This is a genomic window from Delftia sp. RIT313, assembly GCF_000632165.1.
In the GTDB taxonomy this organism is placed as follows: Bacteria; Pseudomonadota; Gammaproteobacteria; order Burkholderiales; family Burkholderiaceae_C; genus Comamonas; species Comamonas acidovorans.
On sequence record NZ_JFYT01000059.1, the window covers coordinates 24,192 to 46,518 of the forward strand.

Genomic DNA, 22,327 nt, shown 5'->3' on the forward strand with positions numbered 1-22,327 from the left:
CGGGCAAGCCGCGAAGCGGCTCGGAAGGTACCTAGTCAAACCGTACACGCGGATCCACCCACACATAACAAAGGTCACTGACCAGCTTGGTCACCAGGCCGATCAGCGTGAACAGATACAGCGTGCCCAGCACCACGGGATAGTCGCGCCGAATCACGCTGTCATAGCTGAGCAGGCCCAGGCCGTCCAGCGAGAACAGTGTCTCTATCAGCAGCGAGCCCGTGAAGAAGGCCCCGATGAAGGCGGCCGGAAATCCGGTGACGATGGGGATCAGCGCATTGCGCAGCACGTGGCGGTAGAGCACCTGCCGCTCGGACAGGCCCTTGGCACGCGCAGTCAGCACGTACTGCTTGCGGATCTCTTCCAGGAAGGCATTCTTGGTCAGCATGGCCGTGATGGCGAAGCTGCCCGCCACCATGGCCGTCACCGGCAGCGCGATATGCCAGAGATAGTCCACGATGCGCGCGCCCCAGGACAACTCGTCCCAGTTGGAGGAAGTCAGCCCGCGCAGCGGAAACCACTGCAACTGGCCGCCAAAGATCACCAACAGCGCCACGCCCAGCACGAAACCCGGAATCGCATAGCCGACCAGGATCAGCAGCGTGGTGGCGAAGTCGAACCGCGAGCCGGCCCGCACGGCCTTGGCAATGCCCAGCGGCACGGCAACGAGGTAGCTGATGAAAAAGGTCCACAGTCCCAGGCTGGCCGAGACCGGCAGCTTCTCCTTGATCAGCTGCCAGACATCCTTGTTCTGAAAGAAACTGCGCCCCAGGTCGAACCGCGCGAACTGCCCGAGCATCTGGAAGAAGCGCTCATGGGCCGGCTTGTCAAAGCCGTAGAGGGCCTTGATCTGCTCTATGCGCTGGGGGTCCACCCCCTGGTTGCCACGGTAGGCCAGGCCACCGCCCTCGCCGCCACGGCCCACGCTGGCCTTGGCCTCGGCCAGATACTGCTCGACCGGGCCACCGGGCACGAACTGCACGACCACGAAGGTCAGCAGCAGTACGCCCAGCAGGGTCGGCACCATCAGCAGCAAGCGTTTGAATATGTAGGCCCACATAAGAAGTCTTGCATTATGTCCATTGCGGGGAGGGGCCCCGGCCGGGGGACGCCCTCATCATGCAACGGATCGCAACGACACAGCCGCAACGCCGGCTCATGGAGGCGGCGCGGTCAGCACCGGCATGCGGGCCCACCAGGTGTCCATGGCCCAGCTCTCGCCCTTCGCATAGGCCGGAACCACGGCCGGCCGCACCAGGCGCCAGGAGTCGTAGACCATGCGGTGCGTGCCCGCGCTCCACTGCGGAATCAGATAGTGGTCGTGCGTGATGATGCGTTCGAGTGCGTGGCAGGCAGGCAACAGTTGCGCCTCTGTCTTGGCCTCGGTCATGCGGCGGATCATGGCGTCGACCGCCGGGTTCTTCACGCCGGGGAAATTGCCGGAACCCTCGGTTGCCGCCGCCTGGCTGCCGAACAGGTCGGCGAACTCCTGGCCCGGATTGTTCGTGCCCTGGTAGGCGATGGAGATGATGTCGTAGTCGAACTTCTCCACGCGCTGCTGGTACAGCGCAAAGTCCGCCGAGCGAAAGCGCAGCCGGATGCCCAGCTTTTCCAGATTGCGTATCCAGGGCGAGACCTGGCGTATGCCCGACTCGCTGCTGTCCAGGTACTCCAGCTCCATGGCCTGGCCCCGCGCGTTGCGCAGCACGCCATCCTGAATGGTCCAGCCGGCATCGGCCAGCAGTTGCCGCGCCTGGCGCAGATTTCCGCGCAACGAGCTGTCGCCATCGGTGCGCGGCGGCTCGGCCATGGGGCCGAAGGCCTCCGGCGGAATGCTCTTGCGCAAGGGCTCCATCAGCGCCAGCTCCTCTGGCGAGGGCTCGCCATGGGTCTCGCAGGCCGTGTTGCCGAACAGCCCGCGCACGCGCTGGTAGGAACCGTAGAACATCTGCCGGTTCATCCACTCGTAGTCCATGGCCAGGCCCAGGGCGCGGCGCACCCGAACGTCCTGCAGCACAGGCCGGCGCACGTTGAGCACATAGCTCTGGAATCCCGATGGCAGCTTGTTGCTGAACTCGCCCTTGACCAGCTCGCCCCGGTCGAAACGCTTGCCGTACAGGCGCCGCGCCCAGTCGCCGGCGCTGTAAAAGCGCATGAGGTCGAACTCCCCGGCCTTCAGCGCCTCCAGCCTTGCCGTGTTGTCGCGGTAGATCTTGACGGAGATGCGATCGAAATTGGCCGTGCCCACGCGCACAGGCAGATCACGGCCCCAGTAGTCCGGGTCACGCACATAGGTGATGTCCTTGCCGAATCGCACGGGACCTATCTTGTAGGGCCCGCTGCCGATGGGCGTGTCCGTCACCACCTGGTCGAAGGGCTTGGCCTTGCCGTTTTCCACGCCCCAGTCGCGGCTGAACACTGGAATGGCCCCCACGGTCAGCGGCAATTCCCGGTTCGGCTGCTTGAAGCGAAAGCGCACGGTGCGCTCGTCCAGCACATCGACGCCCGCCACATCGAAGAACAGCGTTCTGTAGCCGGGCAGTGCATGCGGGCCCACCAGCGTGTCATAGCTGAACTTGACATCGGCGGCCAGCACGGGCTTTCCGTTGTGAAAGCGTGCCTGGGGCCGCAACCGGAATGTGGCGGACAGGCCGTCGGCCGCGGCCTGCACATCCTCGGCCAGCAATCCGTAGCCGGTGGCGGTCTCGTCCAGCGAGGGCCACAGCAAGGTGTCGAACATCAGCTCCGCCAGATAGGCGGGCGACGACCCCTTGATGGTGAACGGGTTGTATTTGTCAAAGGTGGAGATGCGCAGATTGCTCACCAGGCGCAGCTCGCCGCCCTTGGGGGCCTTGGCGTTGACATAGTCGAAATGGCTGAAGCCCTCGGCATAGCGGGGCTCGCCCCACAGGGCATAGGCATGCGAGCCCCAGGCCGGCACACACGCCGAGGCCAGCAGCAGCGAAGAAATCATCCAATGGCGCATGCGACAATTCTGCACCACGCAGCCAGCCCTTCCGCTGGCAAACGCTGACGCGGGCCCCGGCCGTCGCCGCCAGCTGGTGCGCACTTCCACTCACTTTCTCTGGAGAACAACAATGGGCTTTCTCGCCGGTAAAAAACTGCTGATCACGGGCGTTCTGTCCAACCGCTCCATCGCCTACGGCATCGCCAAGGCCTGCCATGCACAGGGCGCGGAGCTGGCCTTCAGCTATGTGGGCGAGCGCTTCAAGGACCGCATCACCGAGTTCGCCGCCGAATTCGACTCCAAGCTGATCTTTGACTGCGACGTGGCAGACGATGCCCAGATCGACAAGCTGTTCGCCGACCTTGGCGCGACCTGGGGCAAGTTCGACGGCTTCGTGCACAGCATCGGCTTTGCACCGCGCGAGGCCATCGCCGGCAACTTCCTGGACGGCCTGTCGCGCGAAGGCTTCAAGATCGCGCACGACATCAGCGCCTACAGCTTCCCGGCCATGGCCAAGGCGGCCCTGCCCTACCTCAACGACAAGTCCTCGCTGCTGACGCTGTCGTACCTGGGCGCGCTGCGCTCCATCCCCAACTACAACACCATGGGCCTGGCCAAGGCATCGCTGGAAGCCTCGGTGCGCTACCTGGCCGAGGCCGTGGGCCGCACGGCAGACGGCCGCGCCATCCGCGCCAACGGCATCTCGGCCGGTCCCATCAAGACCCTGGCCGCCTCGGGCATCAAGGACTTCGGCAAGCTGCTGGGCCGCGTGGCCGATGCATCGCCGCTGCGCCGCAACGTGACCATCGAGGACGTGGGCAATGTGGCCGCCTTCCTGCTGTCGGACCTCGCCTCGGGCGTGACGGCCGAGATCACCTACGTGGACGGCGGCTTCAGCCAGACTGCAGGCCTGTCGGCCGACCAGGTCTAAGTCAACGCCAGACTGCGACCCGCCCCGCAGGCATTGCCGCCTGCGGGGCTTTTTTTCGCCTGGAATCCAGGCATCCGCATCCTGCCGATGCGCGAAAGGGAATACACATCGGATCGCATACGGTCATTTTTGTTTTGAATGAGAATGATTCTCATGAATAATACAATTCTCAGATCAATATCAAAGAACCTCTGAAAACCTCGGAGCCAGCAGATATGCAAGCAACCTCTGACCTCAGTCTGCCCTCTCCCGTCCCGGCACCCTCCGAAGCATCCCTGAATCAATGGGAACAGCTGGCGCGCCGCGCCCATGGGCATTTCCATGCAGGCCAGATCGAGAGCGCGCTCGCCATGCAGATGAAGGCCCTGCATGTGGCGCAGCGCCTCATCGCCGGCCCGCTGCTGGCGGAACACGCCGATCACTGCATGGCCGCCTGGGTGGTCTCCCACCACAACCTTGCCGAGTTGCTGGCATTGCGCCAGCAGCCCGCACTGGCCATCGAATACCTGTGCGAGGCGCACCAGGGCCTGCTGGCCCTGGGTGATGCGCGCCACTATGCGGCCGCCGTGTGCAGCGCCGCCTGGCGCCATATGCGCGAAACCCATTCAGCCCTGCTGCAGTGGCAGCGCCAGCACGGCAGCCAGCCCCGCATCGATGCGGCGCTTCAGGCCTCGGCCCGCGTCTTCGACTGCACAGCCACGGCCCTGCCGCCCCGGCTGGCGCATTGATTGCCGCCGCACAGGCATCGCAACGCACCGATTTTTTCCCCGTAGTCCCTGAAAGAAACCACATGAGCAACTACACCCTGCCTCCCCTGAACTACGCCTACGACGCGCTGGAGCCCCATATCGATGCGCAGACCATGGAGATCCACTACACCAAGCACCATCAGGCCTATGTGAACAACCTGAATGCCGCGCTCAAGGACACGCCGCACGGCAGCCAGCCCGTGGAGCAGTTGATCGCCGACCTGTCCCTGCTGCCCGAAGGCGTTCGCGGTGCCGTGCGCAACAACGGCGGCGGGCACGCCAACCACAGCCTGTTCTGGACCGTGATGGCCCCCGTGGACCAGGGCGGCGGCGGTGCTCCCTCGGGCGAACTGGCACAGGCCATTGACCGTGAACTGGGCGGCTTCGATGCCTTCAAGGCCGCCTTCACCCAGGCCGCGCTCACGCGCTTTGGCAGCGGCTGGGCCTGGCTGGTGGTGGGCAAGGACGGCAAGCTGGCCGTGGAAAGCAGCGGCAACCAGGACAGCCCGCTGATGGCCGGCATCGGCTCCGGCGCCACCCCCATCCTGGGCCTGGACGTGTGGGAACACGCCTACTACCTCAAGTACCAGAACCGCCGCCCTGAATACATCGCGGCGTTCTACAACGTAGTCAACTGGGCCGAAGTGGCCCGCCGCTACGCCGCCGCACGCGGCTGAACGGTCCGCAACGCCAACCTCTGACCTCGACCAGCATGGATCTGCCACAACGCTTCCGCTCCAAGACCAGCGTACGGTCCAACATCCGCCTGTGGATAGGCCTGGCCATCATGATGGCCGGCGCCTGGGCGCTCACCAGCCAGTTCTGGGCCTACGCCCAGAACCATCCGGTGGTCTTCCAGGCCCTGGCCGGAGGCTCGGCCGCCGCGCTGGCGACCGCACTGGGCACCGTGCCCGTGATGCTGTCCCAGCGCCTGTCCGAGCGCACGCAGGACACCCTGTTCGGCTTTGGCGCCGGGGTCATGCTGGCCGCCTGCGCCTTCTCGCTGATCCTGCCGGGACTGGAGGCCGTGCGCACCCAGGAACTGTTCGGTGGCGGCAGCTGGGCGGCTGGCGGGGTCATAGGTTCGGCCATCCTGATGGGCGGTGCCGCCCTCATGCTCATGGACAGGCTCCTGCCCCATGAGCACTTCATCAAGGGCCGCGAAGGCCTGGACCCGCAAGGCGCGCGCAAGCTGCAGCGCACCTGGCTGTTCGTCTTCGCCATCACCCTGCACAACCTGCCCGAAGGCCTGGCCATCGGCGTGGGCTATGCGGGCAACGACGGATTGCGCGCCAATGCGCTGGCCACGGGCATTGCCATACAGGATGTGCCCGAAGGCCTGGTGGTGGCCGTGGCCCTGCTGGCCGCAGGCTACAAGCGCAGCTTTGCCGTGTTGCTGGGCATGGCCTCCGGCCTGGTGGAGCCCGTGGGCGCCGTGCTGGGGGCAGCCATCGTGAGCGGCTCGGCAGCCATGCTGCCCTGGGGCCTGGGCTTTGCAGCGGGCGCCATGCTGTTCGTGATCAGCCACGAAATCATTCCCGAGTCGCACCGCAAGGGCCATGAAGCCTTTGCCACGGGCGGCCTCATGCTGGGTTTCGTGCTGATGATGGTGCTGGACACGGCCCTGGGCTGAGCCAGCGTACCGCGCACGCCTGGCTCAGGGCAGCAAAAGCCCCAGGTCCCGCGCCGCCGCCAGCACATGGCGGGCGTGGCGCTCTTCATAGCGGTGGGCTGGCATGGTCAGTGTCAGCGCCGCTGCCAATTCCCCATCGCGCTTGAACACGGGGGCCGAAATCCCGGCGATCTCGCGGTGCCTGTCTCCCACCATGGCGCAGTAGCCATCAGCGCGCACACGGGCCAGTTGCGTGCGGCTGCCGCCGCGCGATGCGGCATACAGCTCGGCATCGAAAGCCGACAGCACGCGCCCGCCTGCGCCCTGGCCCAGCGGCAGCAGATCGCCCGTGCGTGCATGGTCGCGCACGGGATGGGGCGAATCCACGCGGTACAGGCACAGCCGGTCCTGGCCCTGGCGCACGTGGTAGGCCGCACTTTCGCCCGTGGCCTGCACCAGGGTGCGCAGCACGGGCATGACCACGCTGTCCAGCGAGAAATGCCGGGCATAGACGGTGTTCAGCCGCGCCACGGCCGCGCCCACGGCGTAGCGGCCGTCATCCATGCGCAGCACCCAGCCGCCATGCTCCAGCGAGGCCAGCAGCCGCAGCACGGTGCTCTTGTACAGGCGCGTGCGCTCCGACAACTGGGCCAGCGTCAGCCCGTCGTCGCCGTCGCGAAACGCTGCCAGCAGGCTCAAGGCCCTGTCCACGGCCGCCACGCCGCCCGGCGCGGCGTTCTCGTCGGCCACCGATTCCGTCACTGATTTGCGAGGCATAAAAAGGCACCCAAGGGAAAACCCCAGGCACGCAGGCTTGACGATGGCGCGTGCAGCAGGGAATATTTCAATAGAAAGAATACAGTTCTATCTATTAGAACCACACAGAACCCCGATGTCAACAGGTGAATCCGCCACCATCGACACCCACCACCGGATGCAACTGCCCATGTCCTCCCACCGTTTTGACGTACTCATCAGTGAAGTCGGCCCGCGCGATGGCCTGCAGTCCGTGGCCTCCACCATGTCCACGGCGCACAAGCTGGCCTGGATCGCCGCGCTGGCCCATGCAGGCCTGCAGGAGATCGAGGTCGGCTCCTTCGTCTCGCCCAAGCTGCTGCCGCAGATGGCCGACGCGGCCGAGGTGGTCGCCCAGGCCATCACCCTGCCCGGCGTCACCGTGATGGCACTGGCCCCCAATCTGCGCGGCGCCGAGGCCGCGCTGCGCGCCGGCGCCCACAAGGTCACGCTGCCCGTCTCGGCCAGCCCCGCGCACTCCATGGCCAATGTGCGCAAGACGCCCATGCAGATGGTGGACGAGGTGCGGGCCATTGCCGCGCTGCGCGACGAGATCGCGCCGCAGGCCCTGATCGAGGCGGGCATCTCCACGGCATTCGGCTGCACGCTGCAGGGGCTGGTGCCGGAGGACGAAGTGATTGCACTGGCCCTGGCCTGCGTGGCGGCGGGCGCCGATGAATCGGGCCTGTCCGACACCACGGGCATGGCCAACCCGGCCCAGGTGCGGCGCCTGTTCACACGGCTGCGCGCCGAGCTGGGCGAACATGCAGGCGCGGCCCACATGCACAATACGCGCGGCCTGGGCCTGGCCAACTGCCTGGCCGCCTACGAGGCAGGCGTGCGCACCTTTGACGCCTCGCTTGCCGGCCTGGGCGGCTGCCCGTATGCGCCCGGAGCCTCGGGCAACGTGGTCACCGAAGACCTGGTCTTCATGTTCGAGGCCATGGGCATCCGCACCGGCGTGGACATCGATCGCCTGATCGCCGCCCGCCAGCCGCTGGCCGCAGGCCTGCCCGGTGAGGAGCTGCACGGCATGACGCCGCTGGCCGGCCTGCCCAAGGGCTTTGTGCCCCGCATCTACGCACCGGCCTGAGCCGCAGCGACAACCCCCACATTCATTCACCGTTTTTCCATGAGCCAACCCACCTCCCCCGACACGGCCGCAGGCCAGACCGCGCCACTGCCCTACGCAGGCATCCGCGTGGTCGAGTTCACCCACATGGTCATGGGCCCCTCCTGCGGCATGATGCTGGCCGACCTGGGCGCCGAAGTCATCAAGATCGAGCCCGTGGGCCACGGCCGCGACGGCGATGCCACGCGCAAGCTGCTGGGCTCGGGCTCGGGCTTTTTCCCGCTGTTCAACCGCAACAAGAAAAGCCTGACGCTGGACCTGCAGACCGAGGAAGGCAAGCAGGCCGCGCTGCGCCTGATCGCCACGGCCGACGTGGTCTGCGAGAACTTCAAGCCCGGCACCATGCGCAAGCTGGGCCTGGACTACGACAGCCTCAAGGACCGCTTCGAGCGCCTCATCTACGTGAGCCACAAGGGCTTTCTGCCCGGCCCCTACGAGCACCGCACGGCGCTGGACGAAGTGGTGCAGATGATGGGCGGCCTGGCCTACATGACGGGCCGCCCCGGCGACCCGCTGCGCGCCGGTGCCAGCGTCAACGACATCATGGGCGGCATGTTCGGCGCCATGGGCGCGATGGCTGCCCTGGCCCAGCGCGAGAAGACCGGGCGCGGCCAGGAAGTGCAAAGCGCGCTGTTCGAGAACAACATCTTCCTGGTCGCCCAGCACATGATGCAGTTCGCCGTCACCGGCAAGCCGGCCGCGCCCATGCCGGCACGCATCTCGGCCTGGGCCATCTATGACGTGTTCGAAGTCCGGGACGGCGAGCAGATCTTCCTGGCCGTGGTCAGCGATGGCGCCTGGCGCCTGTTCTGCGACGCCTTCGGCCTGGGCAAGCTGCGCGACGATCCGCGCCTTGGCAGCAACAACGACCGCGTGCTGGCGCGCAGCTGGCTGATGCCGCTGCTGCGCGAGAAGATGGCCCCGCACAGCGCCGCCCACATTGCGGAGATCTTCGAGAAGAACGGCCTGCCCTTCGCGCCCATTGCACGCCCGCAGGACCTGCTGGAAGACCCGCACCTGAACGCCACGGGCGCGCTGGCCCCCATCACCCTGCCCGATGGCCGCGAGACCAAGACCGTGCTGCTGCCCTTCACGCTGGACGGCAAGCGCCTGGATGTGCGCCTGTCGCCCCCGCGCCTGGGAGAGCACAGCCTGGAGATCCTCACCGCCCTGGGCTACAGCAGCGAGCAGGCCCTGGCCCTGGCCCGGGGCGACGCCACCGACAGCCACGCCAAGGCTTCCCACTGACGCCAGGCTGAGCCACTGAAGGCGCCGCCGTCCACCCGGCGCGCGGCGCCCCTGCAACCTTGCACCCCATCCACCCCACACCGGACGACGCTTGCCGCGCGCCCGGCGGGGAGGCCTTTTCCCAAAAATTCCCGGAGACAACACCATGCCCGCCACCCACCGCAACCCGGCCGCCCAAAAACAGATACAGACACTGACACAGACCCAGGCCCGCCCTTGTTCCGCCCCGCGCCGCCAGTTGCTGCTGTGCGCCCTGCCCGCATTGGCTGCCGCCCTGCTCCCGCTGGCGGCCCAGGCCCAGCCTGACCACTGGCCCTCACGCGCCGTGCGCATGGTCGTGCCCTACACGCCGGGCGGCGGCACGGACGCGGTCGCGCGCCAGATCAGCGAGCGCGTGGGCACGCTGAACAAATGGACCGTGGTCGTGGACAACAAGCCCGGCGCGGGCGGCAACATCGGCCTGGATGCCGTGGCAAAGTCCGCGCCGGATGGCTATACCTTCGGCATGGGCCAGACCGCCAACCTCGCCATCAACCCCGCCCTGCTGCCCAGCATGCCCTTCAACCCGCGCACCGACCTGATCCCCGTGGCCCTGGTCGCCGCCCAGCCCACGGTGCTGGTCGTGCCGCAGGACTCGCCATGGAAGTCGGTGCAGGACCTGGTCAAGGCCGCCAAGGCCGACCCGGGCGGCATCCGCCAGGGCCTGGCATCGACGGGCACGGTAGGCCACCTGGCCGGCGAGATGCTGGCCTTCAAGGCCGGCATCCAGGTGCTCAACGTGCCCTACAAGGGCGCAGCGCCGGCCGTGACCGACCTGCTGGGCAAGCAGACGCACTACATGTTCGGCACGCCCCAGGCCGTCTATCCGCTGCTCAAGGGCGGCAAGCTGCGCGCCCTGGCCGTGACCTCGGCCAAGCGCCTGCCCATCCTGCCCGAGGTGCCCACCGTGGCCGAGTCGGGCTATGCAGGCTTCGAGGCCGTGGACTGGAAGCTCATCGTCGCGCCCAAGGGCACGCCGGCTGCCATCGTGCAGAAGATGAACACCGCCGTGAACGCGGCCCTGCAGCAGCCCGCCGTGCAGCAGCAACTGCAGGCCGAGGGCAGCACGGCCCTGGGCGGCAGCATCCAGGACGCGGCCCAATACCTGCTCAAGGAACAGACGGACTGGGCCGCGCTGATCCGCGACGCAAAGATACGCCTGGAGTGACCACGGAATAACAACGCCGCAGCGGCGCAATGAAAAAGGCGCGGAGCCCCTTTCGGGACCCGCGCCTTTTTTATGGGCCGTCAGCCGGACCGGCGATCAGATCGTGCGGCCGAAGGGACCATCGTCCCCCACCTGCACCATCTTGCGGCCGCGCGCAGGCTTGGCTGCGGTGCCGACTTCAGGCGCGGCGGGCTGCGCCTTGCGCGCTGCGGGGCGCTTGGCAGGCGCCTTGACCCCGGTGACCGCGGCGGCCTTGGCAACCTTGCCGGCCGGCTTGGCTGCCGGTTTCGCGGCTGCCTTGGCAACTGTCTTGGCGGCTGCCTTGCCAGCTGTCTTGGCGGCTGCCTTGGCCGCAGGCTTGGCTGCCGTCTTCACGGCCTTTTTCGCAGCAGGCTTGCCACCTGCCGGCGTCTTGCGGGCCGGCGCGGTCCCGGCCACGCAGTCGGCGTAGTAGCGCACTTCGCCATCTTCGCTTTGCAGTTCCACCAGGCCGTGGATGTCGGTCTCGAAGCCCGGGCACTCCTTGGCGAACTCGCGCGCAAACAGCAAGTAGTCCACGATCTTGCGGTTGAACACTTCGCCGGGAATCAGCAGCGGAATGCCGGGCGGGTACGGCGTGACCAGGCCCACGGTGATGCGGCCTTCCAGGTGGTCGATCTCCACGCGCTCGGTCTTGCGCTGCGCGATGTGGGCGTAGGCATCGGTGGGCTTCATGGCGGGCTGCAGGTCCGACAGGTACATCTCGGTCGTCAGGCGGGCGATGTCGTACTTGGCGTACAGCTGGTGCACGTGCTGGCACAGGTCGCGCAGGCCCATGCGCTCGTAGCGGCGGTGCTGCTGGCAGAACTCGGGCAGGATGCGCGCCAGCGGCTGGTTGCGGTCGTAGTCGTCCTTGAACTGCTGCAGCGCCGTCAGCATGGTGTTCCAGCGGCCCTTGGTGATGCCGATGGTGAACATGATGAAGAACGAGTACAGGCCCGTCTTCTCCACCACCACGCCGTGCTCGGCCAGGTACTTGGTCACGATGGAGGCGGGGATGCCCGTGTCCGAGAAATCGCCGTCCAGGTCCAGGCCCGGCGTCACGATGGTGGACTTGATCGGGTCCAGCATGTTGAAGCCGTCGGCCAGCTCGCCGAAGCCGTGCCAGTTGTCGAACTCCTTGCCGTTCTTGGCCTTGGAGCGCTTGGGCGCCGCGTCATGGCCGCGGATGATCCAGTCCTGGGCCGAGCCCACGCCTTCATCGGCCAGCTTCTCGGGACCCCAGACCTCGAACCACCAGTCGTCGTCGCCGAACTCGTCCTCCACTTTGCGCATGGCGCGGCGGAAGTCCAGCGCTTCCAGAATGGACTCCTCCACCAGGGCCGTGCCGCCGGGCGGCTCCATCATCGCGGCGGCCACGTCGCAGCTGGCGATGATGCTGTACTGCGGGCTGGTCGAGGTGTGCATCAGGTACGCCTCGTTGAACAGGTGGTGGTCCAGCTTTTCGGTCTGGCTGTCCTGCACCAGCACATGCGAGGCCTGGCTGATGCCGGCCAGCAGCTTGTGGATGGACTGCGTGGCATACACCACCGAGTGCTTGGGGCGCGCGCGCTTCTTGCCCATGGCGTGGTAGCTGCCATAGAACGGGTGGAAAGCCGCGTGCGGCAGCCAGGCCTCATCGAAGTGCAGGTTGGCCACATAGCCGTCCAGCATGCTCTTGATGGTCTCGGTGTTGTAGAGCACGCCGTCGTAGGTGGACTGCGTCAGCGTCAGCACGCGCGGCTTGACCGTCTTGGCATCCACGCCCTTGAGCAGCGGATTGGCCGCGATCTTGGCCTGGATGGACTCCACCGAGAACTCGCTTTGCGGGATCGGGCCGATGATGCCGAAGTGGTTGCGCGTGGGCTTGAGGAACACCGGAATCGCACCCGTCATGATGATGGAGTGCAGGATGGACTTGTGGCAGTTGCGGTCCACCACGACCACGTCGCCGGGCGCCACGGCGTGGTGCCACACGATCTTGTTCGACGTGGACGTGCCGTTGGTCACGAAGTAGCAATGGTCGGCATTGAAGATGCGGGCGGCATTGCGCTCGCTCTCGCCGATGGCGCCGTTGTGGTCCAGCAGCTGGCCCAGCTCCTCCACCGCGTTGCACACGTCGGCGCGCAGCATGTTCTCGCCGTAGAACTGGTGGTACATCTGGCCCACGGGGCTTTTCAGGAAGGCCACGCCGCCCGAGTGACCGGGGCAGTGCCAGCTGTAGGAGCCGTCTTCCGCATAGTCCAGCAGCGCCTTGAAGAACGGCGGCTGCACGCCTTCCAGGTAGCTCTTGGCTTCGCGGATGATGTGCTTGGCCACGAACTCCGGCGTGTCCTCGAACATGTGGATGAAGCCGTGCAGCTCGCGCAGGATGTCGTTGGGCAGGTGGCGGCTGGTCTTGGTCTCGCCGTAGATGTAGATCGGCACATCGGCGTTCTTGCGGCGCACTTCGCCGATGAAGCTGCGCAGGCTGTGGATCACGGGATCGGTTCCGCCATCGCCCAGCGAGAACTCCTCGTCATCGATGGACAGAATGAAGGCACTGGCCCGGCTTTGCTGCTGCGCGAATTGCGACAGGTCGCCGTAGCTGGTCACGCCCAGCACCTCGAAACCTTCTTCCTCGATGGCCTGGGCCAGGGCGCGGATGCCCAGGCCCGAGGTGTTCTCGGAGCGGTAGTCCTCGTCGATGATGACGATGGGAAAGCGAAACTTCATGGGGGCAGCCTCCGTAACCTGAGCGGGCCAAAAAACGAAACAGGCGCGAAGTGTAAGGAATATCCTTATTGCGCCTTTGAAGCGTGCGGATTTTCACCCAGAATGTGCTGCACTAAACACAAGCAACTGTCACAAAGGGAGTCTCACGCATGGAATATTCCACCATCTGGTGGCTAGTCGCCGGCGCCTTGGTCATCGCCGAGCTGCTGACCGGCAGCTTCTATCTGCTGATGCTGGCGCTGGGCGCCATCGTCGGCGCGCTGTGCGCGCATGCGGGCCTGGCGCCCATTGCACAGATCATCATCGCCGCCGCGCTGGGCAGCGCCTTCGTGCTGGCCTGCTATCTGGTGCGCCGCCGCCAGCCCAGCCGCCAGCCGGCATCGAGCAACCGCGATGTCAACCTCGACATAGGCGAGTCCGTCATGGTCGAGCAATGGAATTCCGACGGCACGGCCCAGGTCCGCTACCGTGGCGCCCAATGGACCGTGATCGGCCGCCCGGGCAACCTGCCCTCGGCCGGCATGCACCGCGTGGCCGAGGTTGTCGGCAACCGGCTGCTCGTGGACAAGCTCTGAGCCACCGCTTCGCCTCTTGCGCACACCTGGGGATGCAGTCCTCGCGCCCCTTCGCCTCACCCTCTTGTTTCACTGAACGCCCTCCGGGCTTGGAGACACCATGGAAATCGCCATCGTCATCGCCGTCATCGCGGCCATCTTCATCGCACGATCCGTCAAGGTCGTGCCCCAGCAGCACGCCTGGGTCAAGGAACGCCTTGGCAAGTACGCCGGCACGCTCACGCCGGGCCTGAACTTCCTCGTGCCCTTCGTGGACCGCGTGGCCTACAAGCACAGCCTCAAGGAAATCCCGCTGGATGTGCCCAGCCAGGTCTGCATCACGCGCGACAACACCCAGCTGCAGGTGGACGGCATCCTCTACTTCCAGGTCACCGATCCCATGCGCGCCAGCTACGGCTCGTCCAACTACATCATGGCCGTCACCCAGCTGGCCCAGACCTCGCTGCGCAGCGTGATCGGCAAGCTCGAGCTGGACAAGACCTTCGAGGAGCGCGACATGATCAATGCCCAGGTGGTCTCCGCCATCGACGAGGCCGCGCTCAACTGGGGCGTGAAGGTACTGCGCTATGAAATCAAGGACCTGACGCCGCCGGCCGAAATCCTGCGCTCCATGCAGGCCCAGATCACGGCCGAGCGCGAAAAGCGCGCCCTGATCGCCGCCTCCGAAGGCCGCCGCCAGGAACAGATCAACATCGCCACCGGCGAGCGCGAAGCCTTCATCGCACGCTCCGAAGGCGAGAAGCAGGCCGTCATCAACAAGGCCCAGGGCGAGGCCGAATCCATCAAGGCCGTGGCCGACGCCACGGCCCAGGCCATCGAACGCGTGGCCAACGCCATCCGCCAGCCCGGCGGCGAACAGGCCGTGCAGCTCAAGGTGGCCGAAAAGGCCGTCGAGGCCTACAGCCAGGTGGCATCGGACGCCACCACCACCTTGATCGTTCCCAGCAACATGACCGAGGTATCGAGTCTGATCACCTCGGCCATGAAGATGATCCAGACCGGGCAGCGCACCAGCTGAGATCTGCCGGAACCCCACCAAGAACGGGCCATCGCGGCCCGTTTTTCATTGCGCGCCGGTCTGCTGCACCAGTGCCATGGCGAAGCGCCCATGGCCCACGGACCAGTCCGAGTAGTCGTTCTCATGCATGAAGATGAACACATCGGCCGGCGCAACCCCGGCCCCCTCGTGCAGGTTGCGCGCAATGGCCGCATACAAGGCCTTCTTCATCGCGTCGCTGCGTCCGCGCCGCATGGTGATCTCGACCACCACCACCGCATCCGAACGCGCCACCCCGTTGAAACTGCGGCTGAACGCGAACTGCCCGGGAGCGTACGGGTGCACCATGTTGAACAGCTCGTCCTCGGGCATGCCAATGCCTTGCACCAGCGCCTGGTGGATGCCCTGCACGACGGCATCGCGCTGGGAAGTGGAGGTGGACTGGGGCAGATAGGTGTGGACGAAGGGCATGGTGCTATGTGCTTTGGGATCGAATGGAGAGGGAGAGTCCGGCCAGAATCCACGCAGGATTGCCGGCCGAATCGGCAAATCTATCCACCGGCCCATTGCCTGAAAAGCGATGATTTGGCCGGTTCTATGTACCTGGAACTCACATAGCCTCCACCCGCCCGTGACCCGACTCGTGACCCGACTCATGACCCCACCCATGACCCACCGCCTGCCCCCGCTGGCCGCCCTGCGCGCCTTTGAAGCTGCCGCACGCCTGGGCCGCATGACGGCGGCGGCAGACGAGCTGTGCGTCTCGCCCGGCGCCGTCAGCCGCCAGGTACGGCAGCTGGAGCAGCACCTAGGCCTGGCGCTGTTCGCGGGCACCAAGGCCCGCCCCACGCTCACCGCAGCGGCGCGCACCCTGCAGCCCGCGCTCACCCAGGCCTTCGAGCAGATCCAGGAGGCGGTGCGCAGCCTGGGCGACGCCCACGAAGGCCCGCTGGACGTGGCCTGCTTCAGCACCTTCACCGTCAAATGGCTGATCCCCCGGCTGTTCGACTTCCACGCGCACCACCCCGGCATCGAGGTGCGCCTGCGCACCACGGACACCGGCACCGACGCTGCACGCGAAGGCTGCGACCTGCTCATCACGGCCATCCCCACCGACAGCAGCGGCAACAGCGGCCAGGCCATTGCAGACGACGAGAGGGCCCTGCCGCTTTTCGACGAATACCTGGGCCCCGTGATGTCCCCCGCAATGGCCGGGCCTGTCGCGCGGCCCCAGGACCTGGCCAGCCTCCCCTTGCTGCACACGCGCGGCCGGCGCGATGCCTGGGACCTGTGGGCCGCCTCCATGGACATGGCCCCGCCCGCAGCGGCAGGCCCCGTCTACGAGCACTACTACTTCACGCTGGAAGCGGCGCTGCGCGGCCTGGGTGCAGCCGTTGCTCCCTGGCACCTGGTGATGGACGACGTGCAGGCCGGCCGCCTGCTGGCACCCTTCGGCTTCACGGCCTCCGGCTACCGCTACCTGGCACTGCGCCGCAGCACCGCCGCGCCTGCCCGGCTCGACACCCTGTGCACGTGGCTGCAGGCGCAGGTGCGGGCCATGCCGCAAGTGCCAGCCGTCCAAGGCATGCCGATCACGCAGGCAGGCAACTTCGCCGCCGCCCCCAAAAATCGATGCTAGAATCGCGGTCTTCGGAGAGGTGGATGAGCGGTTTAAGTCGCACGCCTGGAAAGCGTGTGTGGGCTAATCCCCACCGCGGGTTCGAATCCCGCCCTCTCCGCCAAAATGATCTAAGCCCTTGATTGATTCAATCAAGGGCTTTTTTCTTTGTGCAGCGTGTGACCGCACGACAGGCATCAGGCGAACCCGCTCCTGATCGCAGCGGGTTCGATTCAGGCCTGCCGCCCGGCCTACCTGAGCCGTGGCTGCACGATGATCTTCACCGCCGATTCGTTATTGTGAATCAGCGTATCAAAGCCCTGCGCCACCAGGTCATCGAGCTGGATGCGCTGGGTGATGAAGGGCTCGAGGTTGATCTTGCCCTCCTCGACCAGCTTGATGGTTTCCTGGTGGTCGTTGCAGTAGGCAATGGTGCCGCGCACGTCCAGCTCCTTCATGACCACGCTGTGCACGTTGATGGTGGCCGGATGGCTCCAGATGGACACGATCACCACCACGCCCGTGGCCTTCGTCACGGCCACCAGCGTGTCCAGCACCTTGTTCACGCTGGAGCACTCGAACGACACATCCACGCCCTTGCCGCCGGTGAGCTTCATCACCTCGGCCACCACGTCCACTTCGGAGGGGTCCAGGATGTGATCGGCCACGCCCGATTCACGCGCCTTCTGCTTGCGCTTGGCGCTCAGTTCGGTGATGACCACCGTCAGGCCCTTGGCCTTCAGGATGGCGGACAGCAGCAGGCCGATGGGGCCTGCGCCGCCGACCAGCGCCACATCACCCGCCTTCGCGCCGCTGCGGGTGTAGGCATGGTGGCCCACGGACAGCGGCTCGATCAGCGCGGCCTGGTCCAGTGGAATGGCATTGGAGATCGGGTGCACCCAGCGGCGCTTGACCGCAATCCGCTCGGACAGCCCGCCGCCACGCCCGCCCAGGCCGATGAAATTCATGTCCTTGGACAGGTGGTAGTGGTCGCCCGGCCCCGTGGGCACGTCGTCGGCCACGATGTAGGGCTCCACCACGACGTGCTGACCGACCTTGATATCGTCGACGCCCGCGCCCACGGCGTACACCACGCCGGAGAACTCGTGCCCCATGGTGATGGGTGCGGACTCGCCCGAGATGGGGTGCGGATGGCCGCAGGGCGGAATGAAGATCGGCCCTTCCATGAACTCATGCAAATCCGTGCCGCAGATGCCGCACCAGGCCACCTCGATGCCCACGGTGCCGGGCTCCACCACGGGTTCGGGGATGTCTTCGATGCGGATGTCGCCCCGGTCGTAGAAACGTGCTGCTTTCATGATTGAACTTTCTGTTTTGCAAGGCTGGGTTGGCGGGCGGCACAGCCGCCCCATGGCGATTATTCGGCCTTACCGCAGGTGATGAACTTGCTGCAGGTCATAGACACGCACTGGCAGGCCTTCCTGCCGCGCCTTGAGCTGCAGCGCCAGGTACAGCGAGTAGTGGCGCGACTGGTGCAGGTTGCCGCCGTGGAACCACAGCGCCTCTTGCTGCGTGGGCTTCCACATGTTGCGCTGCTCACCCTCCCACGGTCCCGGGTCCTTGGTGGTGTCCGAGCCCAGGCCCCAGACCTTGCCCACCTTGTCTGCCACCTCCTGGCTGATCAGGTCGGCCACCCAGCCGTTCATGGAGCCATAGCCGGTCGCGTAGACCACCAGGTCCGCCGGCAGCTCGGTGCCATCGGCCAGCACCACCGCGTTTTCCGACAGGTGGCTGATCTGCTTGCCCGCCTGCAGCTTGATGCTGCCGTCGATCACCAGATCGCAGGCCCCCACGTCGATGTAGTAGCCCGAGGCGCGGCGCAGGTACTTCATGAAAAGGCCGGAGTCGTCATCACCGAAGTCCAGCATGAAGCCGGTCGCCTCCAGCTGGCGGTAGAAGTCCGCGTCGCGCTCGCGGATGCGGTCGTACACCGGCACCTGGAAGTCGGCCATGATGCGGTAGGGCAGCGAGGCGAAGATCAGGTCCGCCTTCCTGGTCGTCACGCCGCTGGCCACGGCGCGCTCCGAATACAGGTCGCCCAGGCCGATGTCCATCAGCGAATCGGAGCGCACGATGTGCGTGGACGAGCGCTGCACCATGGTCACATCGGCGCCGTGCTCCCACAGGGCCGCGCAGATGTCGTGCGCCGAATTGTTGGCGCCGATCACCACCACCTTCTTGCCCGCATAGGCATCCGGGCCATGGTGCTGGGACGAGTGCTGCTGCTCGCCCTTGAAGACGTCCTGGCCCTTGATCTTGGGCACATTCGCCTTGCCCGACATGCCGGTGGCAAACACCACATGCTTGGGGCGCAGCACCTGCGTCTCGCCGTTGCGCTCCACGGTGACTTCCCATTCCTGCCTGTCCTCATCGAAGCGGGCGTTCAGGCAGTCGGTGGAGGGCCAGTAGTTGACCTCCATCACCTTGGTGTACATCTCCAGCCAGTCGCCGATCTTGTCCTTGGGCGCGAACACGGGCCAGTTGTCCGGGAAAGGCATGTACGGCAGGTGGTCGTACCAGACCGGGTCGTGCAGGCACAGCGATTTATAGCGGTTGCGCCACTGGTCGCCGGGGCGCGCCTGGCGGTCGATGACGATGTGCGATACCCCCAGCTGGCGCAGCCGCGCGCCCAGCGCAATGCCGCCCTGGCCGCCGCCGATGACGAGCACGAAAGGCTGCTTGTCACGGCCCAGCTCCTGGGCCTCCTGCTGTCGGCGCTCCAGCCAGGTCTGGCGGCCACGCCGGATGCCGTGCTCGGCCCCCATCGGGCGGCGCGTGCCCATGGGCTCCTCATGGCCCTTGAGCTCCTGGGCGGCCGTCAGCAGCGTCCAGATGCGCCCGTCCCTGATGCGGACATGGCCGCCGCCGCGCGCATGGCGCGTGTCGATCACGATCCAGGCGGACACCACGCCATCGGCCTCCTCCACCGTCTCGCGCTCGTCCAGCGAAAAGCGCACGGGCGCCGCGGCGTCCAGCTGCGCAGCCAGCATGTCGGCGATCTGGCTGCGCCCTTCCATGGTCTTGATGTTCCAGGTCAGCAGCACCAGGTCGCGCCAGTAGCATTCATCGGCGAACAGGCGGCTGGCGGCCGCGAAGTCGCGGTCTCCCAGGGCATGGTTGAGTTGGTCAAGCAGCGCCTTGGCGCGGGCGTTGGGCGTCGTATCGGTCATGGTTGTCTCCTTGATGCGGTCATGCCCGCTGGTTTTTCTTCGGGCAGGCCCTCTTACGCAATCACCATGCCAGGCAGGCCCGGCGGCAGGATGCGCCAGGCAAATCAAGGGGTTGCCTGCGCGCCTCCGGTACAAACCCTGCGCCTTGCACCCCGCTGCCCGGCGTTGCCGCCCGCGACAGGTGGGGCAGCCCTGCGACACCTGTCGCACCAGGCGTGCTGCAGCGCAGCAGGGGCAGTGGGTAAGTCTTGATTGGCGCTGCGCCGCACAGGGCACAGAATCGTCTGCGGCACGTTCAAAGCCCGCATCGACTCCACGCCATGCCCCTGCAGTCCTACGCCTCGCACATCCAGGAAATCGAAGCCTTCGGCCTGGGCTACTCCAACCGCGGGCAGGAGCGCGACCGCGCCGTGCTGCGCAGCTGGCGCCGGTGCATCGATTCCCACCGGCTTGACCCGGCGCATACCAGCGAAGCCCACATCGTGACCGACGGCCAGCTGCGCGCGCACCGCGAGGAGTCCGAGCCGCTGATCCACATCGCCCGCCATGCGCTGGAGCGGCTGTACCAGCAGCTCAAGGGCCTGGACTACGTGCTGCTGTTGGCGGACCGGCACGGCGTGGCCGTGGACTTCCTCGGGCACGAGGCCGACGCTGGCGACCTGCGCCGCGCAGGCCTGTACCTGGGCGCGCAGTGGCGCGAGGACCACTCGGGCACCTCGGCCGTGGGCGCCTGCCTGGAAACGGGCGAGGCGCTGACCGTGCACCAGAGCGACCATTTCGACTTCACCCACACCGGCCTGTCCTGCACGGCCGCGCCCATCTACGACATGCACGGCGAACTCGCTGCGGTGCTGGACCTATCGCTGCTGCGCTCGCCCGCCGAGCGGGCCAGCCAGAACCTGGCGCTGAACCTCGTCGTGGCCGCCGCGCGTCGCGTGGAGCAGGCCAACCTGATGGCCCAGTCCGGCCAGGACTGGGTGGTGCGCCTGGCGCAGTCGCCCGATTTCCTCGACGTCGATCCCGATGCCTCCATCAGCGTGGACTCACGGGGCCGCATCCGCGCCATGACCCACGCAGGCGCCCGCCTGCTGGTGGCCGCAGCGCAGCTGGACTGGCGCCAGCGCCACAAGCTCATCGGCCAGCCGCTGGAGCACTTCTTCGACGTGGACCTGCGCCACCTGCCCGAGCTGCGCCGCCATCGCCCGGCGCAGGAGCGCATCATCCGCGCCCGCGACGGCAGCATCCTCTTCGCCCATGCCATGGAGCCACAGCGCCCGACACGCCGCCTGCGCGCGCAGGCCATGCCGGCGCAGCCCCCGCTGCCGGCAGCGTTGCAGGCGCTGGACACGGGCGATGCCAGGCTGCAGACGCTGCTGCGCAAGGCCGCACGGCTCGCGCCGCAAACGCTACCCATCCTGGTGCAGGGGGAGACCGGCGCAGGCAAGGAATACCTGGCCCGCGCGCTGCATGCCAGCAGCGGCCGCAGCGGCGCCTTCATCGCCATCAACTGCGCGGCCATTCCCGAGGCGCTGCTGGAAAGCGAGCTGTTCGGCTACCTGCCCGGCACCTGGACCGGCGGCGCCAGCAAGGGCCGCGAGGGCCTGATCGCCGCGGCGCACGAAGGCACGCTCTTCCTCGACGAGATCGGCGATATGCCACTGGCCCTGCAAGCGAAGCTGCTGCGTGTCCTGTCCGAATCCGAAATCACCCCGCTGGGCGCCCGCGCGCCACGGGCCGTGTCCGTTCGCGTCATCTCGGCCTCGCACCGCCCGCTGGCCGAACTGGTGCGGCGCGGCAGCTTCCGCGAAGACCTGCTTTACCGCCTCAATGCCGCCGAGCTGCAACTGCCCGCCCTGCGCCAGCGCAGCGACCTGCAGGCCATTGCCGACCAGATGCTGGCCACGCTGGGCAGCCATCTGCACCTGGGCGACGCGGCCCGCGCGCTGCTGGCCGCGCACGCCTGGCCCGGCAACCTGCGCGAACTGCACAACGCGCTGCGCTACGCCGCAGCCCTGTGCGGGAACGATGGCGACGGCAGCATCGAGCCCGACCACCTGCCCGACGCGCTGCACAATGCCCCGCCCTGCAGCGCCGCCCTGGCCAACAGCACCAGCAACACCAGTGAGCCCGCCGCACAGGCGCTGGAGCAACTGCTGGCCCAATGCCAGGGCAACGTCTCCGAGGCGGCGCGCCAGCTCGGCGTCAGCCGCTCCACCATCCACCGCCGCATCCAGCAGCTGCAGCTGGGCGTGCGGCATGCCCAATGGCGCGGGCCATAGGGCCATAGGGCCAAGCGCCAACGGGCAACGGGCAACCGGCAATCCCGAAGCGTCGCTGACACGGTGTTACAGGAGCTGCGGCGTTCACCAGTAGATTGGCGCGTTTCGTCCATTGCAGCCCCAAAAAAAGATGAAACCCAAGATCAACTTCATTGAACGCGAGCGCCTGTTCCGGCGGGAACTGAAACGGCGAAAGGTCAGGTTCCTGCCCATGCAGGTATTGCGCCGGCTGTTCGAGAAGGCAGGTGTCTGAGCCCTCCCCCCACGGCTGCAACAACTGGAGCAGGTCCGG

The 22,327-nt window shown here is 66.8% G+C and carries 19 protein-coding genes and 1 tRNA gene; 13 read left to right on the plus strand and 7 right to left on the minus strand.

Going from position 1 to position 22,327, the window contains the following annotated elements; all coding sequences use genetic code 11:
• Nucleotides 1-31: 31 nt before the first annotated feature.
• Nucleotides 32-1,060 (minus strand): microcin C ABC transporter permease YejB, encoded by a 1,029-nt coding sequence (locus BW39_RS18390; protein ID WP_013803046.1) that lies wholly within the window; start codon nt 1,058-1,060, stop codon nt 32-34.
• Between the two features lie 96 nt (nt 1,061-1,156).
• Nucleotides 1,157-2,974 carry an extracellular solute-binding protein gene (locus BW39_RS18395; RefSeq protein ID WP_081816244.1) on the minus strand — a complete coding sequence of 606 codons (1,818 nt, stop codon included), beginning with the start codon at nt 2,972-2,974 and terminating at the stop codon, nt 1,157-1,159.
• A gap of 124 nt (nt 2,975-3,098) precedes the next feature.
• On the opposite strand from BW39_RS18395, the gene fabI reads away from it, so the two are divergent.
• From fabI to BW39_RS18415, 4 genes are all read left to right on the plus strand, one after another.
• Nucleotides 3,099-3,899 (plus strand): enoyl-ACP reductase FabI, encoded by an 801-nt coding sequence (gene fabI / locus BW39_RS18400; RefSeq protein ID WP_012204820.1) that lies wholly within the window; start codon nt 3,099-3,101, stop codon nt 3,897-3,899.
• A 215-nt stretch (nt 3,900-4,114) separates the two neighbouring features.
• Complete coding sequence (locus BW39_RS18405; RefSeq protein ID WP_043823551.1) at nt 4,115-4,627, plus strand: hypothetical protein; 513 nt, start codon at nt 4,115-4,117, stop codon at nt 4,625-4,627.
• A 62-nt stretch (nt 4,628-4,689) separates the two neighbouring features.
• Nucleotides 4,690-5,325, plus strand: coding sequence for a superoxide dismutase (locus BW39_RS18410; RefSeq protein WP_012204818.1), 636 nt, complete (start codon nt 4,690-4,692; stop codon nt 5,323-5,325).
• Nucleotides 5,326-5,360: 35 nt separating this feature from the next.
• Nucleotides 5,361-6,281 (plus strand): ZIP family metal transporter, encoded by a 921-nt coding sequence (locus BW39_RS18415; RefSeq protein WP_012204817.1) that lies wholly within the window; start codon nt 5,361-5,363, stop codon nt 6,279-6,281.
• Between the two features lie 24 nt (nt 6,282-6,305).
• On the opposite strand, the gene BW39_RS18420 is transcribed toward BW39_RS18415, so the two are convergent.
• Nucleotides 6,306-7,037, minus strand: coding sequence for an IclR family transcriptional regulator (locus BW39_RS18420; protein WP_043823552.1), 732 nt, complete (start codon nt 7,035-7,037; stop codon nt 6,306-6,308).
• Nucleotides 7,038-7,194: 157 nt separating this feature from the next.
• Here BW39_RS18420 and BW39_RS18425 point away from each other — a divergent pair, with 157 nt between their 5' ends.
• The 3 genes from BW39_RS18425 to BW39_RS18435 all read left to right on the plus strand — a co-directional run bounded on the left by BW39_RS18425 (nt 7,195) and on the right by BW39_RS18435 (nt 10,642).
• On the plus strand, nt 7,195-8,148 hold the full coding sequence (locus BW39_RS18425) for a hydroxymethylglutaryl-CoA lyase (RefSeq protein WP_043781550.1): 954 nt from the start codon (nt 7,195-7,197) through the stop codon (nt 8,146-8,148).
• Between the two features lie 39 nt (nt 8,149-8,187).
• Complete coding sequence (locus tag BW39_RS18430) at nt 8,188-9,435, plus strand: CaiB/BaiF CoA transferase family protein (protein ID WP_043823555.1); 1,248 nt, start codon at nt 8,188-8,190, stop codon at nt 9,433-9,435.
• Between the two features lie 145 nt (nt 9,436-9,580).
• On the plus strand, nt 9,581-10,642 hold the full coding sequence (locus tag BW39_RS18435; RefSeq protein WP_043823556.1) for a Bug family tripartite tricarboxylate transporter substrate binding protein: 1,062 nt from the start codon (nt 9,581-9,583) through the stop codon (nt 10,640-10,642).
• Between the two features lie 96 nt (nt 10,643-10,738).
• On the opposite strand, the gene BW39_RS18440 is transcribed toward BW39_RS18435, so the two are convergent.
• On the minus strand, nt 10,739-13,375 hold the full coding sequence (locus BW39_RS18440; RefSeq protein ID WP_043823557.1) for an arginine/lysine/ornithine decarboxylase: 2,637 nt from the start codon (nt 13,373-13,375) through the stop codon (nt 10,739-10,741).
• Nucleotides 13,376-13,524: 149 nt separating this feature from the next.
• Here BW39_RS18440 and BW39_RS18445 point away from each other — a divergent pair, with 149 nt between their 5' ends.
• Together BW39_RS18445 and BW39_RS18450 are read left to right on the plus strand one after the other, a co-directional pair.
• Complete coding sequence (locus BW39_RS18445) at nt 13,525-13,950, plus strand: NfeD family protein (protein WP_012204811.1); 426 nt, start codon at nt 13,525-13,527, stop codon at nt 13,948-13,950.
• A gap of 100 nt (nt 13,951-14,050) precedes the next feature.
• Nucleotides 14,051-14,968: an SPFH domain-containing protein gene (locus BW39_RS18450; protein ID WP_012204810.1), complete on the plus strand. Its 918-nt coding sequence runs from the start codon at nt 14,051-14,053 to the stop codon at nt 14,966-14,968.
• A 45-nt stretch (nt 14,969-15,013) separates the two neighbouring features.
• Here BW39_RS18450 and BW39_RS18455 read toward each other — a convergent pair whose 3' ends face one another.
• Complete coding sequence (locus BW39_RS18455) at nt 15,014-15,418, minus strand: tautomerase family protein (protein WP_012204809.1); 405 nt, start codon at nt 15,416-15,418, stop codon at nt 15,014-15,016.
• Nucleotides 15,419-15,614: 196 nt separating this feature from the next.
• Between BW39_RS18455 and BW39_RS18460 the strand changes: the two genes are divergently transcribed.
• The gene (locus BW39_RS18460) at nt 15,615-16,586 is read left to right on the plus strand and encodes a LysR substrate-binding domain-containing protein (RefSeq protein WP_043823558.1); all 972 of its coding nucleotides are present in this window, start codon (nt 15,615-15,617) and stop codon (nt 16,584-16,586) included.
• Nucleotides 16,587-16,599: 13 nt separating this feature from the next.
• Nucleotides 16,600-16,689 (plus strand) — tRNA-Ser (locus BW39_RS18465).
• Nucleotides 16,690-16,816: 127 nt separating this feature from the next.
• On the opposite strand, the gene BW39_RS18470 is transcribed toward BW39_RS18465, so the two are convergent.
• Together BW39_RS18470 and BW39_RS18475 are read right to left on the minus strand one after the other, a co-directional pair.
• On the minus strand, nt 16,817-17,884 hold the full coding sequence (locus BW39_RS18470) for a 2,3-butanediol dehydrogenase (protein ID WP_013803056.1): 1,068 nt from the start codon (nt 17,882-17,884) through the stop codon (nt 16,817-16,819).
• Nucleotides 17,885-17,953: 69 nt separating this feature from the next.
• Complete coding sequence (locus tag BW39_RS18475; RefSeq protein ID WP_043823560.1) at nt 17,954-19,756, minus strand: NAD(P)/FAD-dependent oxidoreductase; 1,803 nt, start codon at nt 19,754-19,756, stop codon at nt 17,954-17,956.
• 320 nt (nt 19,757-20,076) lie between these two features.
• On the opposite strand from BW39_RS18475, the gene BW39_RS18480 reads away from it, so the two are divergent.
• Nucleotides 20,077-22,035, plus strand: coding sequence for a sigma-54-dependent Fis family transcriptional regulator (locus BW39_RS18480; protein WP_043823561.1), 1,959 nt, complete (start codon nt 20,077-20,079; stop codon nt 22,033-22,035).
• 130 nt (nt 22,036-22,165) lie between these two features.
• The gene (locus BW39_RS32175; RefSeq protein ID WP_013803059.1) at nt 22,166-22,288 is read left to right on the plus strand and encodes a hypothetical protein; all 123 of its coding nucleotides are present in this window, start codon (nt 22,166-22,168) and stop codon (nt 22,286-22,288) included.
• The last annotated feature ends 39 nt before the right edge of the window (nt 22,289-22,327 follow it).

Bases quoted from the DNA above. Each gene is read 5' to 3' on its own strand.
- BW39_RS18390 (WP_013803046.1), bottom strand. From the start codon at position 1,060: ATGTGGGCCTACATATTCAAACGCTTGCTGCTGATGGTGCCGACCCTG.
- BW39_RS18395 (WP_081816244.1), bottom strand. From the start codon at position 2,974: ATGATTTCTTCGCTGCTGCTGGCCTCGGCGTGTGTGCCGGCCTGGGGC.
- fabI (WP_012204820.1), top strand. From the start codon at position 3,099: ATGGGCTTTCTCGCCGGTAAAAAACTGCTGATCACGGGCGTTCTGTCC.
- BW39_RS18405 (WP_043823551.1), top strand. From the start codon at position 4,115: ATGCAAGCAACCTCTGACCTCAGTCTGCCCTCTCCCGTCCCGGCACCC.
- BW39_RS18410 (WP_012204818.1), top strand. From the start codon at position 4,690: ATGAGCAACTACACCCTGCCTCCCCTGAACTACGCCTACGACGCGCTG.
- BW39_RS18415 (WP_012204817.1), top strand. From the start codon at position 5,361: ATGGATCTGCCACAACGCTTCCGCTCCAAGACCAGCGTACGGTCCAAC.
- BW39_RS18420 (WP_043823552.1), bottom strand. From the start codon at position 7,037: ATGCCTCGCAAATCAGTGACGGAATCGGTGGCCGACGAGAACGCCGCG.
- BW39_RS18425 (WP_043781550.1), top strand. From the start codon at position 7,195: ATGCAACTGCCCATGTCCTCCCACCGTTTTGACGTACTCATCAGTGAA.
- BW39_RS18430 (WP_043823555.1), top strand. From the start codon at position 8,188: ATGAGCCAACCCACCTCCCCCGACACGGCCGCAGGCCAGACCGCGCCA.
- BW39_RS18435 (WP_043823556.1), top strand. From the start codon at position 9,581: ATGCCCGCCACCCACCGCAACCCGGCCGCCCAAAAACAGATACAGACA.
- BW39_RS18440 (WP_043823557.1), bottom strand. From the start codon at position 13,375: ATGAAGTTTCGCTTTCCCATCGTCATCATCGACGAGGACTACCGCTCC.
- BW39_RS18445 (WP_012204811.1), top strand. From the start codon at position 13,525: ATGGAATATTCCACCATCTGGTGGCTAGTCGCCGGCGCCTTGGTCATC.
- BW39_RS18450 (WP_012204810.1), top strand. From the start codon at position 14,051: ATGGAAATCGCCATCGTCATCGCCGTCATCGCGGCCATCTTCATCGCA.
- BW39_RS18455 (WP_012204809.1), bottom strand. From the start codon at position 15,418: ATGCCCTTCGTCCACACCTATCTGCCCCAGTCCACCTCCACTTCCCAG.
- BW39_RS18460 (WP_043823558.1), top strand. From the start codon at position 15,615: ATGACCCACCGCCTGCCCCCGCTGGCCGCCCTGCGCGCCTTTGAAGCT.
- BW39_RS18470 (WP_013803056.1), bottom strand. From the start codon at position 17,884: ATGAAAGCAGCACGTTTCTACGACCGGGGCGACATCCGCATCGAAGAC.
- BW39_RS18475 (WP_043823560.1), bottom strand. From the start codon at position 19,756: ATGACCGATACGACGCCCAACGCCCGCGCCAAGGCGCTGCTTGACCAA.
- BW39_RS18480 (WP_043823561.1), top strand. From the start codon at position 20,077: ATGCCCCTGCAGTCCTACGCCTCGCACATCCAGGAAATCGAAGCCTTC.
- BW39_RS32175 (WP_013803059.1), top strand. From the start codon at position 22,166: ATGAAACCCAAGATCAACTTCATTGAACGCGAGCGCCTGTTCCGGCGG.